Source organism: Clostridium sp. AF12-41, assembly GCF_003461685.1.
Taxonomy (GTDB): domain Bacteria; phylum Bacillota; class Clostridia; order Lachnospirales; family Lachnospiraceae; genus Otoolea; species Otoolea fessa.
Map to the genome: position 1 here is coordinate 336,559 of NZ_QTXO01000002.1, position 15,545 is coordinate 352,103.

Below are 15,545 nucleotides of genomic sequence, written 5' to 3' on the forward strand. Positions count from 1 at the left end.
TGTTCTCTACTCGTCAGAGCCGTCTGCAAGAGCAGCTTTTATCATGATCGCGCACTCGATACGTTTTTTCTGCATCTCGCACCCGATATCATACGCATCCGTGATGGAACCGTGGAAGTTGTAGGAATTGGCCGCACAGCCGCCACTGCAGTAAAATCTGGCAAAGCAATCCCGACATTTGTCTTTCGCATAGACATTGCAGAGCTTGAACTCGTCGCGGACTGCCGTGTTGGTCACGCCCGTATCCACGTTGCCGAGCAGGAAATCTTCGTTTCCTACAAACTGATGGCACGGATAGAGGTCGCCCCACGGGGTAACTGCCAGATACTCAGTTCCTGAACCGCATCCTGACAGACGTTTTGCCACGCACGGTCCCTGTGTCAGATCGAGCATAAAGTGGAAGAACGTGAAGCCGCGTCCCTCTTTGTGTCTCTTGACATACTCTGCTGCCAGACGGTCATATTCCTCGAGAATCTGTGGAAGATCCGCCTCTTTGATCGCGTAGGGCTCTTCATCCGGTGCTACGACCGGCTCAACCGACATTTTCTTGAATCCAAGATCGGCAAAATGCAGAACATCTTTGCCAAAATCCAGGTTGTTGTGTGTGAAGGTACCACGCACGAAATAATCGCGGTCTCCGCGCTTCTCTGCAAATTTCTGGAACTTCGGCACGATCAGGTCGTAGCTTCCGGTTCCGTTGCGGAATGGGCGCATCTTGTCGTTGACCTCTTTTCGTCCATCCAGACTGAGCACGACGTTTGACATCTCGCGGTTGCAGAATTCCATAATTTCATCGTTTAACAGAACGCCGTTGGTGGTCAGTGTGAAACGGAATTTCTTGTTGTGCGCCTCTTCCTGGGAACGTCCGTACTCGACTAACTGTTTAACCACCTGCCAGTTCATCAGCGGCTCGCCGCCGAAGAAATCGACTTCCAGGTTCCGGCGGTTTCCAGAATTGGCAATCAGGAAATCCAGCGCTTTCTTGCCGACCTCAAAGGTCATCAGCGCTCTGCGTCCATGATACTCGCCCTCTTCTGCAAAGCAGTACTGACAGGCAAGGTTGCAGTCATGCGCGATATGCAGGCAGAGTGCCTTGACAACCGTCTGGCGCTTCTTGAAATCCATAACGAAGTTTTTGTAAATGTCAGCGGTAAAGAGTTCTTCCTGATCGATGAGCTCCTGAATGTCCTCAAACGCCTCTCTGATCTCTTCCTGGCTGTATTTCTCTTTTAATGCTGCCGCCGTCTCGTCTTTCAGGGACTGGGCAATCTGAAACGGCTTCTCGCTATCCGGAATCCGCTCCGATAAAAAGGAAATCACATCGTACAGAAGCGGATCAACCGAATGGACAGAGCCACTGTTGACATCCAGTACGATATAATATCCATTATTTATATACTGATGAATCACTGTCTTTCTCCTTCTATAAGACATAGGCAGGCAGACAACCCGGAACATATGCAGTCCTCTCCTCGGACCGCGCTCCGTCTTGTCTGCCTCCCTGTGTCAACTCTGCGTTTTCTCAGACTCCAGCTCTCCCACTCATGAAAAGCTCTGATTTATCAGAAAACGCCTCATTTGTTTTGTACTGCCAATTAGCGGTTCTGGTTCTCGCAGCTCTGGTTACCTACAGTACAGGATGTCTTACATGCAGACTGGCAGGATGTCTGGCACTCGCCGCAGCCGCCTTTCTTCATGCTGTTCTTCAGTGTGCTTGCGCTCAGTGTCTTTACGTGTTTCATCTCTATGTCCTCCTTCATTTTTTTAGTATATAAAGTCCTACAGATTATATCATATGTTGCCCACTTGTGCAAGCATTTCAATTTACCGTGTTTCTCACAGATTCCGGCTTTTTTGGAACTGTTCACGGGTAGGCACTTTTGGAACCGAAAGTGCCGTAAGAAAACGTGGTGGCAGCAGGAATTTGCCGTATTGAGATGCGAAGCCACGGCAAATTCCGTTACTGGGCACGTATGCGTGAACAGTAACGCTTGTTTGTAACAGTGTTTCATTCTGCAGGCATATTTGTCCTTCTTTGTTCATACGAATAGAAAAAGAATGCACACAGGTATTTTATCATGGAAAAATCAGCTATCCAGATTCTGCTCCGTTCTTCCCTCTTCTCCTACGCGGCAACCGCTGTCTTTCTGCTTCTGCTCGCGTTTGGGATGTACCGGTTTCAGTGGGGTGAAAAGGAAATCACGCTAGGAGTGCGCGGCACCTACATTCTCGCCTGCTTTCTGGCAGGACTCGTCGCCGGAAAGAAAGCAAAAAGGCGCCGGTTCCTCTGGGGATTCTGTGCCGGCGCCCTTTATTTTCTTATTTTTCTAGCCCTGTCTTTTGCGATCCGACAGTCCCTCAAGGAGACTGCCTCATCCCTGCTGCTTTCCTTCGCCCTCTGCGCCGGAAGCGGCACCATCGGCGGTATGTTTAGCTAACGCCACCTCCGACGGGCTTAACAGGTACAGATGAATCTTATCGATCCGGTTCTTATCCACACATTCGACGACGAGGCGGACGTTTTCCACCACAACCTCTTCTTTTTCCTGTGGAAGATGGTTCAAAAGTCCGATCACCAGTCCGCCAATGGAATCATATTCGTCTGACTGGAGTTCCAGATTCAGGCGTTCATCCAGATCGTCAAGTTTGACCGAACCGTCTACCATGTATTCCCGCGGGGCGATGCGCTGTATGGACTTTTCCTCGTCTCCATCGTACTCGTCCCGGATATCTCCGACAATCTCCTCCAGCATATCTTCCAGCGTGATAAGACCGACCGTCGAACCGTACTCGTCGAGCACGATCACGATGCTGATCGCTGCTTTCCGCATCTCGCGCATCAGCTCAGCAACCTTCTTAAACTCATATGTATAGAGAGGTTTCCGCAGATATTTCCGGACAGAAAAGCCCTCTTCCCCGCCTTTTAAGAAAATATCCTTGATGTTCAGAACACCGATGACATTGTCCGTCGTCTCCTCATAGACCGGATAACGCGTGTATTTCTCACTGCGGAATACCTCCATCAGCTCGTCATACGTCGCATCCACGTCCACAAACGTCATGTTGACCTTCGGAAGCATGACATCACGCGCCACGGCGTCCCCGAAATCAAACACATTGTTGATCATCTTCTTCTCTTCGGACTCGATGACGCCCTCTTCGTGGCTGACCTCCACGATCGTTCGCAGCTCATCCTCCGTGATGGACTCGCCCTTTGCCTTCACATCCACGCGAAGCAGCTTCAACACTAAAAATGATAGCTGGTTGACCACAAAAATGACCGGTGTCAGCACCGTCATGATATAATAAATGATTTTAGCGAACCGAAATGCAATCCGCTCAGCCTGTATCGTCGCAACCGTCTTCGGCGTGATCTCGCCGAAAATCAGGATTAAAAGCGTCAGAATGCCCGTCGCAATCCCTACGATCTTGTTGCCCCAGATGTGGGTGGCAAGAACCGTCGCAAGAGAAGACGCATACAGGTTTACCACATTGTTGCCGATCAGAATCGCACTCAGCATTTTGCTCGGATCCTCTATGATCTTCAATACATACTCTGCCTGCTTATCGCCATTCTCCGCCAGCGTCCGCACCCGGATCTTGTTGACCGTCGTCAGCGCCGTCTCCGTAGAAGAAAAGAAAGCCGACATCAAAAGCAGAAGTATCAAAATCAATAGCTGTATCCCATCACCAGAACTCAAAAAACTCAACTCCTATCTCCCCATGTAGGGGATTACTCTTTTTTAAGGTTGATTCTACCGTATTTCATAGGTTCTGTCAATAAAGACAGGCTTGCATTTCCATACTTCTGCCGTCTCCGGGAGTTTGACCGTTGAATAATAGAAAAATACCTTGCAGGCCGCATAGAACCTGCTTTTTTTGTGTCAAAAAAATTCGGAGTCTTTTTATATTGCAAAAAGCTATATTAATAACGAGGGAAAAAGTACATCTGTTAATGTGCGTAAACTGGGAACACTTAAAGAACTCCTTATTAAACATGGACCTCATACTCTCTGCTCCACCATGCCTGATATCCCGTATTTTCGGTCACTATTTCCTTATCATTAAAGCATATTTCAGTCTCTGCCGGAATCTCAACAAAGCTTGGGCGTGACATATAAATCTTTATGTTATCCATTTGAAATATCATTTTAAGAACATTCGGACCACATTCTTCCATTGCACTTTATTTTACTTTACCCTATAATGTTTATAAAAACAATCCAATTCTTACAGTCATAAAAGATACGGAACGACTGCCCTGGCAGCCATATCCTATTTTTATATCATAAAGGAGATAAGCAAATGAATTTATCCCTCGGAATCGACATCGGCAGTTCCAGCACCAAGGCGGCGGCGCTGGATGAGCATGGCACTCTGCTTGGTACGCTTCAGGTTCACGCGGATGACCCGCGCACCTCGGCTTACGGTGTTCTCGGGCGTTTCCTGGATCAGCAGGGCGCTTCGTTTGACGATGTTGAAAAAATCGTCCTGACCGGGCTCGGTTCGACGTATTTCCATGAAAATATCTTCGGCATCCCGACCATCCATGCCCTGGAGCTGGATGCCATCGGACACGGCGGCCTATACCTGTCCGGGCTTGACGAAGCGCTGGTGGTCAGCCTTGGAACCGGCTCTGCCTTTATCCGCGCTTCCAGGACAAACGGCTTCCGTCATCTGGGCGGAAGCGGCGTCGGCGGTGGGACACTTGCCGGCATGGCGGAGCGTTTTCTCGGCGTCACCGACATTTTTGCCCTCTCAGAGATGGCGCTGCGCGGCAATAAGGCCATGGCAGATCTCCGCATCGCCGACGTGCAGGAGGAAGATGTCCCGGGACTTGCCGCCGACTTAACCGCTGCCAATTTTGGGCGAATCAAAAGCGGCGCCTCGGATGCTGACCTGGCTGCCGCTCTTTTCAATATGATTTATGAAAATGTGGGTGTGATGGCGTCCCTGGCTCTCAGCCAGGACACCACCCGGAATGTCGTCCTGACCGGTTCTCTCGCCAGCCTTGCACCTGCTGCAAAGACCTTTGACATTTTCAATCAGATGCACGATGTCTTTGGAATCGACTATATCATTCCGCCTCATCCGTCTTTCGCCACGGCAGTCGGAGCGCTTTTATGTGAGCCTCTGCCGGAGAACTAAGATCACGGACGGCTCCCAGCAGATCGGAGGCTGCGATCAGGGCGCTTCCTGCGAAGATAAAAAAGTCTCCCAGATTAAAGACGACCTTTTCCAGGTATTTACACCGGATGCTGAAATAATCTACCACATAACCGCGTTTGAGGCGGTCATACAGGTTACTTAAACCACCCGCCGTGATGAGGGCAAAACCGATCCGATCGGCTTTTCTGCCTTCGTCCCGGCACAATAACCATGTCAGAATGCCCGCTGCCGCCGAGGTAAAGACAACCGGCACCATGCGGACCAGTTCTTTCTTTTCTTTTTTTACTCCAAAACAGAAACCGTCGTTGTGATTGCGGTACAGGCGGATCTTTCCATGGCTTTTTTCCATGTCGCGCGGAAAATCTTCCGGTTTCTGGGCTTCTATGTTTTCCTTGCAGAAATAATCGATGCCGAACAGGGCAGCTATCATATACAGGTATTTTTTCATAAGGGCACCTCCTCATATAAATGTCATTATCTAACTTATATTTATTATAACAAGTTTTTCCGACAGAGTATAGGGAAGCTTTCGTATTTTACCGCATATCTTATCTTAAATTCTAAAAAATCTCTATGGAAAACGCTATGAATTGCTCTTCTCTTCCAGACAACCAAACCGCCGATTTTATCGAACGTTTTTTTCCTTTTACCTATAACCAGATTTTGGAAAATGATTCCGGCTGCTATGATTTTGTCAATCATGAGTATGTGATCTGGCACCGGTCTCTGGCGGAGGCGCTGCCGCTCTCAGTCCAGCAGTATGGCTATGACTCGATCCCGAATCTTTATACCATATTAGATACATCCAGCCTGGACAGCGCAGGAATTTCCCGGACGGCAGAACAGCCCTTCCTGGGAAACAAGGGGCGCGGGACGCTGATTGGGATTGTGGATACGGGGATCGATTATACAAATCCCTTGTTACGCGATCCGGATGGAAGCACGCGCATCGCCGCCATCTGGGATCAGACGGTTCCGGGCACGGGGCTTAGCACGCCGGATCCGATCGATGCGCTGCACTACGGAAGTGTCTACCAGCGTTCCCACATCAACGAGGCGCTACGCTCGGAAGATCCGCATTCCATCGTCCCCACCTCGGATCCTCTCCGCCACGGCACGCAGATGGCGCTGGTCGCCGCCGGTTCCGAAGATGCCGATGCTTTTTTCTCCGGGGCGGCGCCGGAATCGGAACTGGTCGTTGTACGCTTGAAACCAGCCAGAACCTATCTTCGCGATTTTTTTCTGATCCGCGAGGATGCCATCGCCTTTCAGGAGGACGACATCATGCTCGGAATCAAGTTTCTTCTTTATATTGCCAGGCAGGAGAAAAAGCCCCTTGTGATCCTGCTGGGTCTTGGCACCAATACCGGAAGCCACAGCGGCACTTCGCCGCTTGGTCTATATCTGAACAGCCTGTCGCGCGCCAGCGGGCAGATTCTGGTCGCCGCCGGAGGCAATGAAACCGGGCGCGGGCACCATTTTCGCAGTGTATTTCCTGCTTCCACCTCCTATGAGGATGTGGAACTGCGGGTCGGTCCCGGCGAACGGGGATTTACGCTGGAACTGTGGGCGCGTGAATCGGAGCTTTACAGTGTCGGATTTTTATCCCCCTCCGGCGACGAAACGGGACGCATCCGGCTCTCCGGCGACGAAGAACGCCGGATTCCCTTTCTTCTGGAAGGAACGACCATTCACCTCAACTATACCAGCTCCGAGCTGGCGACCGGAAGCGAACTGATCCTGATGCGCTTTGATGCCCCCGCCGCCGGAATCTGGAAAATCCGCGTCTACCACACGCTCTCGATTCAGGGTGAATATCATATGTGGCTGCCGGTGCACGGCTTTATCTCGGATGAAACCTTCTTTCTGCGCCCGGATCCGGACACAACCATCACCGATCCGGGCAATACAGCAGCCATCATCACCACCGCCGCCTACAGCCACCAGACGGGCGGGATCTATCTGCATTCCAGCCGCGGATTTACCCGCACCGGAGCTATCAAGCCCGACCTTGCCGCCCCCGGCGTCCGGCTCCCGCTTCCCGATTATCAGGAGGTAACCGGAACCTCATTTGCCGCCGCCATGACCGCCGGAGCCGCCGCGATCCTGCTCTCCTGGTCTGCCTATACGCCATCAGCCCCGCGGATCAACACCTCGATTGCCAAGGCGTTTCTGATCCGCGGGGCTGACCGCCGAAATTCCATCGAATATCCCAGCCGGGAGTGGGGGTATGGGACGTTAAACCTATATAACTCTTTTTTATCCATGAGAAGTTAATTAACTTCTGCTGTTTTCTCTTCACACACAAATTGCTTTTCCAGATCCTTACATCGATAACTTTCACCACATCCATGACACCGTTCACCGATCATGCTCCTGAAAAGCTATTACCCCCGCATCTCTATCCGCGGACCGCCCTTCTTCTCCAGATACGGGCGCGTGATCACAACGGATCCGATATTCGGATCTTTCGGGATCTCATACATGATATCCATCATAAAATCCTCTAAAATTGCACGCAGCGCACGGGCACCCGTATCTTTTTCCAGCGCCCGCTCGGCGATCCACTCCAGTGCATCGTCCTCAAACACCAGTTTGACCTCATCCAGCGCCAGCAGGCGCTCATACTGCTTGAGGATCGCATTTTTCGGTTCTTTCAGAATCCGCATCAGCAATTCCTTTGTCAGCCCCTGCAGGCTCACAAGCACCGGCAGACGTCCGAGAAACTCCGGAATCATGCCAAAATTCCGCAGATCTTCCGTTGTCACCTGGCTCAAAATATCCGGATCATTGTCAAATTCATCCTTCAAATGGGAGTTGAAGCCCATCGTGGAACGCTTTTTCAGGCGCTCCTTGATGATATCATCCAATCCCGGAAACGCGCCGCCACAGATAAACAGGATGTTGTTCGTATCCACAGTCGCCATCGGCGTGAGCGCATTCTTCTGGTTTGAGCCGACCGGCACCTCTACCTGGCTGCCTTCCAGAAGTTTTAAAAGCTCCTGCTGTACCGACTCACCGCTGACATCGCGGCTCATCGTATTTTTCTTTTTCGCAATTTTATCGATCTCATCGATGAAAATGATGCCTTGCTCAGCTTTCTCCACATCATTTCCAGCCGCTGCCAGAAGCTTGGAGACTACGCTTTCTATATCATCTCCGATATATCCAGCTTCCGTGAGCGCCGTCGCATCCGCGATCGCCAGCGGCACATCCAAAAGCTTCGCCAGCGTCTTGACCAGGTACGTTTTTCCGCTTCCGGTCGGTCCCAGCATCAGGATGTTGGATTTCTCAATCTCCGGCTCGCCGCCCTGCATCTGCATTCCCTGTGCCGCCGCGTTTTCCGCTTTTTCTTCCGTATTTTCATTTGCCCGAAGCTCGTCCTGCTGCCGGAGAATCACGCGCTTATAATGGTTGTAGACTGCCACTGAAACTGCCCGTTTCGCCCGCTCCTGCCCGATCACATACGTATCCAGCTGCGCCTTGATCTGGTGCGGTGCCGGAACATCCTTCATCGTCAGAAATTTCTCCGCGTCTTTTGCCTTGCTCTTTTTCTTGATCTTATTTTTCTCTGGAATCTCTGTATTCGGCATCTGCATGCCCGCAAAATCATTGAGATTCATGTTCATAAACGGCATATTTTGAAGCTTGGAAAAGTCCATGCCCGACTTGGAAATCGAGTCAAATGCTTTCTGCATACACTCATGGCAGAAATTCATCCCGCCCGGCATCGTGATCATCTCTCCCGCCTTGCTCTCCGGGCGGCGGCAGACGTAGCAGATTTTCTCGTAATCATCCGAATGATCTGTACTGGTTTTATTTGTATCTGTTTCGTTTATATTGGTTGTCGTATCTATATTCTGGTTATCACTCATATTTTTATATTTCCTCCAATCTGAAAGCACCTTTTCATTTTATCATAGCTTGTGAAAAACGTAAATCATAACAGCAGCCGTCATTTCGTTTTAAAAGCAAAAAATTTCCTATGAAACAAAAAGACAGATGAATCACCGCCCTCTCTGATTACAAGAGGATCTACCGGCGGTTCACCTGCCTTCTTTTCTATGTCTTCCTGATTTTATTCATTTCCGCTTCGCAACAGTTCCGTATCTTCACCGTTACGGGCAAATATCCATTCCAGTCCACTTCGCTGATGGGATATTTTCTATCTTCCCAGTTTTCTCTGCGGACTTGCCTGTGATTCACTCCGGCTCTCGTTCTGGCTATCCTGGCTCTGCGGCATATCGCTCTTGGAGCCCAGTGTAATCTGTACGTTTCTCTCGACATATTTGCCATTTTCCAGACTCTGTACCGTCATGGTAACGGTGGAACCTGCCTTATAGTAAGTCAGCATTTTCTTGAGATCATCACCATTCTTTACCTTCTCACCGTCAAACTTGGTGATAATATCGCGCTCCCGCAGATCCGACCTGGATGCCGCGCCGCCCGCAACAATCTTGTATACATAGATACCTTCCGGCATGCCATACGCCTGCGCCATCTGGCTGTCGATATTCTGAAGCTGGATTCCCAGATAGCCCTGCTCATTCTCATCGACAGCTACCTTCGTCATCAGGTCGCTGATAATATCCTTTGCCTGTGAAATCGGGATCGCATAGCCGATGCCCTCAACACTGGTGTCCGAATACTTCGCCGCATTGATGCCGATAACTTCACCGTTCATATTTAAAAGTGCGCCGCCGCTGTTGCCTGGGTTGATCGCCGCATCGACCTGCAGAAGTGTCCGCTCTACGTCGTTGATGGTTATCTTTTTATTTAAAGCGCTGACATAACCGACGGTAACCGACTGCCCCTGTCCCAGTGCGTTACCGATTGCCACAACACCCTGTCCCAGCTTCAGGGAATCAGAATCGCCCAGATCGGCTGCCTTAATCTGTTTTCTCGTTTCTTCCGGTATATCTGAAAGCTGTACGGCAATGACTGCCAGATCCGAATCGGAATCAGTACCTTTGACCGCTGCCTTAACGCTCTGGTTATCAATAAAGGTAACCGAAAGTTCCTCGGAATCTTCAACGACATGGTTATTGGTAATAATCAGAAGTTCCGTGTCATTCTGTCCGGCAATGATTCCTGAACCGCTGCTCGGCACCTCGTACTGCTGCTGACCAAACAGCCAGTTGTTCTGTGTATAAATCATCTTGTTGTTGATCGCTACAACGGACGGCATCGCTTTCTCTACAATCGAAGAAACATCGTTGCCAATGGAGGCCTGCGTTTTAGTGCCCGCATCTGCCTGTGTCTCCTGGGAAACCTGACCGATCGTTTCCTGTGCGGTCTCACCCGGAAGAAGCCGGTTTGAAAGTGCATTCACGCCAACCATGGTTCCGCCTGCCACACAGCCAAACAAAATGCCCGACATCACAAGTGCCGCAATTTTCTTACCAGTATTCTTAGAGCCATGTCCCCGGCCACTCCGTTCTTCCGGAATATAGCTGCGTTCCGGCTGCTTCTCTGCATTCTCTTTCGGGTCTGCTCCGGCTGCTGCCTCCGGTTCTCCATCGAGACTGCCCCGGTAACGGGAATCATGATAACCGCCATAATCGGAAGTTTCTTCTTTTTTAGCAGTATCGTTATTCTTTTCCTCATAAGCGCTGTCCGAATAAGCGCCCTCCGTATAATCTACATCCTGATCGTGTCTCTCATTTCTTTCATTCTCGTCATACATATATTCATACCTCCTGTTCTCAGGAATCACAGCCGCGTACTGTCCATTTTGCGAACCTTCCCGCAGCGGATTGTTCATACTCTTATATTCTGTCTCAGGCTTTCTGCCCTCTCTCTGTTTACATGAGATAGTCTATCAGTTATTTGTGATGTAATTGTGAAAATAAAATCATAAATCTGTGAAGCTTAAAAACATCTCTCGGTTTTCACTTGTCAGTCTTTCTCTCCTCTTGTATACTTAATGAATGAAACGAATTTTACATTTTATATGAAAGGACTGTTACATCCATGATGAATACACAGGCAGTTGTCCATATCCGCAAAGGCGAGGCTCGTTCCCTGAAAGCCGGCGGTATGTGGATCTATGATAATGAAATTGAACGAATTGAGGGCGAATTTGAAAATGGCGATATCCTTCGTGTCGAAGATTTTGACGGTTATCCGCTCGGATGTGGTTTTATCAACACCCGCTCCAAGCTTACCGTGCGGATGCTTTCCCGCAAAAAGGATACTGTCATCGACGATGCTTTTATCGAAATGCGCGTCCGCAATGCCTGGGAATACCGCCGTCAGACAGTTGATACCAGCAGCTGCCGCCTGATTTTCGGCGAAGCAGATTTCCTTCCGGGCATCGTGATCGACAAATTTTCCGATGTGCTGGTCGTTGAATCCCTGGCGCTCGGTATCGACCGTCTGAAACCGCTGATTCTGGAAAAACTCGTCAAGGTGCTTGAGGAAGACGGCATTCATATCCGCGGTATTTACGAGCGCAGCGACGCTAAGGTCCGCTTACAGGAGGACATGGAGCGCTATAAGGGCTTTATCGGGGAACCATTTGATACAAAAGTAGAGATCGTTGAAAATGGTGTCCGCTATCTGGTAGATGTCAAGGACGGGCAGAAAACTGGCTTTTTCCTCGACCAGAAATACAACCGTCTGGCAATCCAGCGTCTCTGCCCGGGCAAACGCGTTCTGGACTGTTTTACCCACACCGGCTCCTTTGCCTTAAATGCAGCCGTCTCTGGCGCCAAAGAGGTCATCGGCGTGGATGCGTCCGAACTTGCCGTCGCACAGGCGCGTGAAAATGCAGAGTTAAACGGTGTTTCCGGCACTACCACCTTTCAGTGCGCGGATGTCTTTGACCTGCTTCCGGAATTAGAGGCAAAAGGTGAGCAATTTGACGTCGTGATTCTCGATCCGCCTGCCTTCACAAAATCCCGCAGCTCGGTCAAAAATGCCATCAAGGGCTACCGCGAGATCAATATTCGCGGTCTGCGTCTGGTAAAGGACGGCGGCTACTTCGCCACCTGCTCCTGCTCCCATTTCATGACGCCGGAACTCTTCACAAAGGCGATTCAGGAGGCAGCCCGCAGCGCCCACCGCCGCCTGCGCCAGATCGAATACCGCACCCAGGCAGCCGACCATCCGATTCTGTGGGCGGGGGATGAGACGTCCTATTATCTGAAGTTCTACATTTTCCAGGTTGTGGATGAGAAGTAAAATTACAGAATGTTTGTAAGACTATAACCAAGCAATATGAACTGCTATTATAAATCATGAATATGCAAATCCTCTCAGAGCAATCTGAGAGGATTTGTTTCGTTTTATCATTGTCTGTTCTGATAAAATATGATATACTTCGTACATGGGAAAAACCAGAGAGCCAGGCGGCTTACCCTCTGTTATCGGAGGGTTGCTAGATTTCAGCAAAGCTTGTTTATCAAAGACTGGAACGAGGCACAAATCTAACCCTCCAGACGAAAGAAAGGAGGGCATTGCCAATGTATGTTACATACTCTGATTTGATTCAGATTGGAATATTCATTTGCGCCCTTGTTGGATTGTGTTATACAATTTTCAAGGGAAAACGAAAATAGCCGCCATTACTGCAATAATGACGGCTGTTAATAAAACAGTTGTTTAATTTATTCAGGTAAGCCGCTCCTCTGGCTTTTCCTTTTTTCTATCCCTAATATAACATATCTTTTCATCCAATGCAAGCGAAACCCCCTTTATAGAAATACGAACTCATAAGGGATTACCGCTGCAGCACCATACACCAAACCGGTGCCGACACCATCGAAAGCAGCGTCGTAAATACCACGCACTTCGTCGCAAAGACTTCATCCCCGCCATATTTCGCGGCAAGAATCGCCGTCGTGCTTGCTGCCGGCATCGCTGCCAGCACCACAGAAATCCCCATCACCAGTGTGTCGATATGGAACAGGAGGCAGCCGATCCACACAAGCGCCGGAATCAGGATCAGGCGCACGGCGGCATAGTAGCAGCTGAGTGGCGTGATCATCGTCTTCATATCTGCCTCCGCCAGAACGGTTCCGACAAAAATCATGGAGACTGCCGTGTTTGCCTTGTTTAAGCTATGTACCGTATCTCCCAGGAATCCCGGAATCTGCATCTGTAAAAGCATCAGCACAAAGCCGATGAATACGGAGACAATACACGGATGCGTGCATATCTTTTTAATCAGAGTCTTCCGATCCGGCGCCTTCGTAAAATACGTCATTCCCAGCGACCACATCGCAGTTCTCTGCGGAATCAGGTAAAAAGAGGCGTAGAAAAGCCCCATCGAGCCGAAGATGCCCTCCGCCACCGGATTTCCCAGAATCCCGGCATTGGACGCCATCGTCGCGTATTTGAGGACCTTCTTCTTTTCCTCTCCCACACCCGGGTACAGTACCATATTTAAGATATAACAAGTCACCTGAACCATACACGAGACGAGCAGCGCCTGTGCGCTGCTCTTTAAGATATCCATGCTCAGTTCTACTTCAAATGACTCGATGATACTGCAGGGAAGTGTCACAAAGATGACCAGATCCGCAATGACCCTTTTTCCCTCATCCGTGATAATTCCCTTCTTCTTTAAGAATGCACCCAGAATCATCAGGGAAAATAACATTCCCTGCATCCGGTACAAACCATCTAAATTCAAAGCATTTCCTCCGTTTCACACTCTCTCATCACTCAATGATGATTCCCGCATCCGTCTTACTTCCCGGTGCACTGCTTCCATTCGGGGAACCGCTGCCGGAAGGTTTTTCTCTGCCATTCTCCGTGCCGGTGCCAGAATTTCCGCCCGGAAATGCCGGCGAAGAACCGCCAGACTCTGCCTCACTGCTCTCCCGCGCATTTTCCTTTGATGCATGCGTACCGTCCGGACGGCTTTCCTGCTCAGAAACGTCATTCTCCTGTGTTTCCGAAGCATTACCGGTCTCTTTCTCCGACTCGTCGCTGCCGCTCCCGGCTTTCTGGCTTTCGTCCGCGCCGCTCTCCTGCGTCGGATCCAGGATGGAAATTGTCGTCGCCTCGGTCGTCTTCGGCAATGCCTTCGTTTCTGCCTGTTTCGTGCCATAAACGCCTGTATCTGATACAATTTTCTGACTGATCGTCCGGACCGTCTCAGTCGGCGTGTATTCCTCATCGCCAAACAGGAAATGATGCAGCTCGATGACATTGCTCTCCAGCGTCTGCGGGATGACGCAGGCGCCCTTGCGTCCCATCTTCTTTTCCCTCAGCTCCGACGGAAAACCGGTCGTCTCGGTCAGATGGTAACGCGTAATATTTCGTCCTATCTTCAACAGATCATTGATCTCGATGCTGGTCGCCACCTGTGGAAATACCGTCTGCACAATATTGTTGATCGTCGCCCAATCTGCTTTTTTCATCTTCTCAAACGCGAGGGAAATAACCTTTCTCTGTCGTTCGGTACGGGCATAGTCCGTATCCATCAGACGGAGACGCCCATATGCAACCGCCTGCACACCGTCCAGATGGTTCATGCCCGCTGATTTAAGCTGGGTCGAAGCGACGCCGGTCGCCTTGACCGTCTCAGAAATGAACGCATTGATATAATAAAACTCTGATTTCGTGATCTCCACGTCAATGCCGCCCAGAATGTTGATCGCATCTGCAACGGCTTTCCAGTTAAAGGTCGCATAATCGTCAATATCGATATCCAGGTTCCTATTGAGCGCCTTGACAACCTGCTCCGGTCCGCCCTGCATATAAGCAGCGTTGATTTTGTTGTAGGTATTCTTGTCGCTGATATTTAAATATGAATCCCGGTACACCGAAACCAGACGTATCTCACCGGTTCCCTGATCGATGTTGCAGAGAATATTGACATCCGAGTTGTTGCCCTTTCCGACCGATGAGTTACGGCTATCCACGCCGAAAACCGCGATCGTCCAATAACCGCTCATCTGCTCCTGCTTCTCCTCCGAAATCTCGACGTTTTTGATCTCATCCGGGTTCCACGGAAGCCGCTGCATCAGATCCAGACGGCTGCTGATATACGAATATCCCGCAAAGCAGAGAATCCCGATCAGCATCACGCTCTCCAGAAGAATAAACCATATCTTCCGCTTCTTTTTCCGGCGCGCTTTCAATTTAACCGGGTCGGCGTAAATATCCGACCGGTTCATGGTCCGGGTTTTCTCCTGATTCCGGCTCTCCCGGCTGCTGCCAGGCTGCGTCTGTCCCCTCTTTGCCGCTTTCTGACCACTTCGGCTTCTATCTCCGCTCCGGTGGGATCCGTCCTCCCGGCGTTCCGTAAATGAATCCGTGATCAGTGTCAGACCATCGTCTTCCATCTCCGACGGTTTTGCCCGTCGGCTCCGGCGGTGTCCTGACCTATCTCTTTCTTCTTCATATCCCATGTGGTTTTCCTC

At 50.2% G+C, this 15,545-nt stretch carries 12 protein-coding genes; 4 read left to right on the forward strand and 8 right to left on the reverse strand.

What is annotated here, in order from left to right; all coding sequences use genetic code 11:
- Positions 1 to 6 precede the first annotated feature (6 nt).
- Together scfB and scfA are read right to left on the reverse strand one after the other, a co-directional pair.
- Positions 7 to 1,410 carry a thioether cross-link-forming SCIFF peptide maturase gene (gene scfB / locus DWV73_RS05090; protein ID WP_107001519.1) on the reverse strand — a complete coding sequence of 468 codons (1,404 nt, stop codon included), beginning with the start codon at positions 1,408 to 1,410 and terminating at the stop codon, positions 7 to 9.
- A gap of 185 nt (positions 1,411 to 1,595) precedes the next feature.
- Complete coding sequence (scfA, locus tag DWV73_RS05095) at positions 1,596 to 1,742, reverse strand: six-cysteine ranthipeptide SCIFF (RefSeq protein ID WP_022359867.1); 147 nt, start codon at positions 1,740 to 1,742, stop codon at positions 1,596 to 1,598.
- A gap of 336 nt (positions 1,743 to 2,078) precedes the next feature.
- Here scfA and DWV73_RS05100 point away from each other — a divergent pair, with 336 nt between their 5' ends.
- Positions 2,079 to 2,438 carry a TIGR04086 family membrane protein gene (locus DWV73_RS05100; protein WP_117796028.1) on the forward strand — a complete coding sequence of 120 codons (360 nt, stop codon included), beginning with the start codon at positions 2,079 to 2,081 and terminating at the stop codon, positions 2,436 to 2,438.
- On the opposite strand, the gene DWV73_RS05105 is transcribed toward DWV73_RS05100, so the two are convergent.
- Complete coding sequence (locus tag DWV73_RS05105; protein WP_117796029.1) at positions 2,373 to 3,701, reverse strand: hemolysin family protein; 1,329 nt, start codon at positions 3,699 to 3,701, stop codon at positions 2,373 to 2,375. The two genes, DWV73_RS05100 and DWV73_RS05105, sit on opposite strands and share 66 nt — an antisense overlap.
- A gap of 604 nt (positions 3,702 to 4,305) precedes the next feature.
- Between DWV73_RS05105 and DWV73_RS05115 the strand changes: the two genes are divergently transcribed.
- Entirely contained in the window at positions 4,306 to 5,148 is an 843-nt protein-coding gene (locus tag DWV73_RS05115) for a BadF/BadG/BcrA/BcrD ATPase family protein (protein WP_107001464.1), read from the forward strand.
- Here DWV73_RS05115 and DWV73_RS05120 read toward each other — a convergent pair.
- Positions 5,078 to 5,617 carry a signal peptidase II gene (locus DWV73_RS05120; protein ID WP_107001463.1) on the reverse strand — a complete coding sequence of 180 codons (540 nt, stop codon included), beginning with the start codon at positions 5,615 to 5,617 and terminating at the stop codon, positions 5,078 to 5,080. The two genes, DWV73_RS05115 and DWV73_RS05120, sit on opposite strands and share 71 nt — an antisense overlap.
- Before the next feature lie 137 nt (positions 5,618 to 5,754).
- Here DWV73_RS05120 and DWV73_RS05125 point away from each other — a divergent pair, with 137 nt between their 5' ends.
- Entirely contained in the window at positions 5,755 to 7,446 is a 1,692-nt protein-coding gene (locus tag DWV73_RS05125) for a S8 family peptidase (protein WP_117796031.1), read from the forward strand.
- 110 nt (positions 7,447 to 7,556) lie between these two features.
- Here the strand turns inward: DWV73_RS05125 and clpX are convergent, their stop codons facing one another.
- Together clpX and DWV73_RS05135 are read right to left on the reverse strand one after the other, a co-directional pair.
- Positions 7,557 to 9,044, reverse strand: coding sequence for an ATP-dependent Clp protease ATP-binding subunit ClpX (gene clpX / locus DWV73_RS05130; protein ID WP_117796032.1), 1,488 nt, complete (start codon positions 9,042 to 9,044; stop codon positions 7,557 to 7,559).
- 290 nt (positions 9,045 to 9,334) lie between these two features.
- Positions 9,335 to 10,933: a trypsin-like peptidase domain-containing protein gene (locus DWV73_RS05135; RefSeq protein WP_347472177.1), complete on the reverse strand. Its 1,599-nt coding sequence runs from the start codon at positions 10,931 to 10,933 to the stop codon at positions 9,335 to 9,337.
- Between the two features lie 212 nt (positions 10,934 to 11,145).
- Between DWV73_RS05135 and DWV73_RS05140 the strand changes: the two genes are divergently transcribed.
- The gene (locus DWV73_RS05140; RefSeq protein WP_107001518.1) at positions 11,146 to 12,354 is read left to right on the forward strand and encodes a class I SAM-dependent rRNA methyltransferase; all 1,209 of its coding nucleotides are present in this window, start codon (positions 11,146 to 11,148) and stop codon (positions 12,352 to 12,354) included.
- 538 nt (positions 12,355 to 12,892) lie between these two features.
- Here the strand turns inward: DWV73_RS05140 and DWV73_RS05145 are convergent.
- Both DWV73_RS05145 and DWV73_RS05150 read right to left on the reverse strand, forming a co-directional pair.
- Entirely contained in the window at positions 12,893 to 13,807 is a 915-nt protein-coding gene (locus DWV73_RS05145) for an AEC family transporter (RefSeq protein ID WP_181357242.1), read from the reverse strand.
- Positions 13,808 to 13,835: 28 nt separating this feature from the next.
- On the reverse strand, positions 13,836 to 15,533 hold the full coding sequence (locus DWV73_RS05150) for an LCP family protein (protein WP_117796034.1): 1,698 nt from the start codon (positions 15,531 to 15,533) through the stop codon (positions 13,836 to 13,838).
- Positions 15,534 to 15,545: the final 12 nt, after the last annotated feature.

Bases quoted from the DNA above. Each gene is read 5' to 3' on its own strand.
- DWV73_RS05135 (WP_347472177.1), bottom strand. From the start codon at position 10,933: ATGAACAATCCGCTGCGGGAAGGTTCGCAAAATGGACAGTACGCGGCT.
- clpX (WP_117796032.1), bottom strand. From the start codon at position 9,044: ATGAGTGATAACCAGAATATAGATACGACAACCAATATAAACGAAACA.
- DWV73_RS05115 (WP_107001464.1), top strand. From the start codon at position 4,306: ATGAATTTATCCCTCGGAATCGACATCGGCAGTTCCAGCACCAAGGCG.
- DWV73_RS05140 (WP_107001518.1), top strand. From the start codon at position 11,146: ATGAATACACAGGCAGTTGTCCATATCCGCAAAGGCGAGGCTCGTTCC.
- scfA (WP_022359867.1), bottom strand. From the start codon at position 1,742: ATGAAACACGTAAAGACACTGAGCGCAAGCACACTGAAGAACAGCATG.
- DWV73_RS05100 (WP_117796028.1), top strand. From the start codon at position 2,079: ATGGAAAAATCAGCTATCCAGATTCTGCTCCGTTCTTCCCTCTTCTCC.
- DWV73_RS05150 (WP_117796034.1), bottom strand. From the start codon at position 15,533: ATGGGATATGAAGAAGAAAGAGATAGGTCAGGACACCGCCGGAGCCGA.
- DWV73_RS05120 (WP_107001463.1), bottom strand. From the start codon at position 5,617: ATGAAAAAATACCTGTATATGATAGCTGCCCTGTTCGGCATCGATTAT.
- DWV73_RS05125 (WP_117796031.1), top strand. From the start codon at position 5,755: ATGAATTGCTCTTCTCTTCCAGACAACCAAACCGCCGATTTTATCGAA.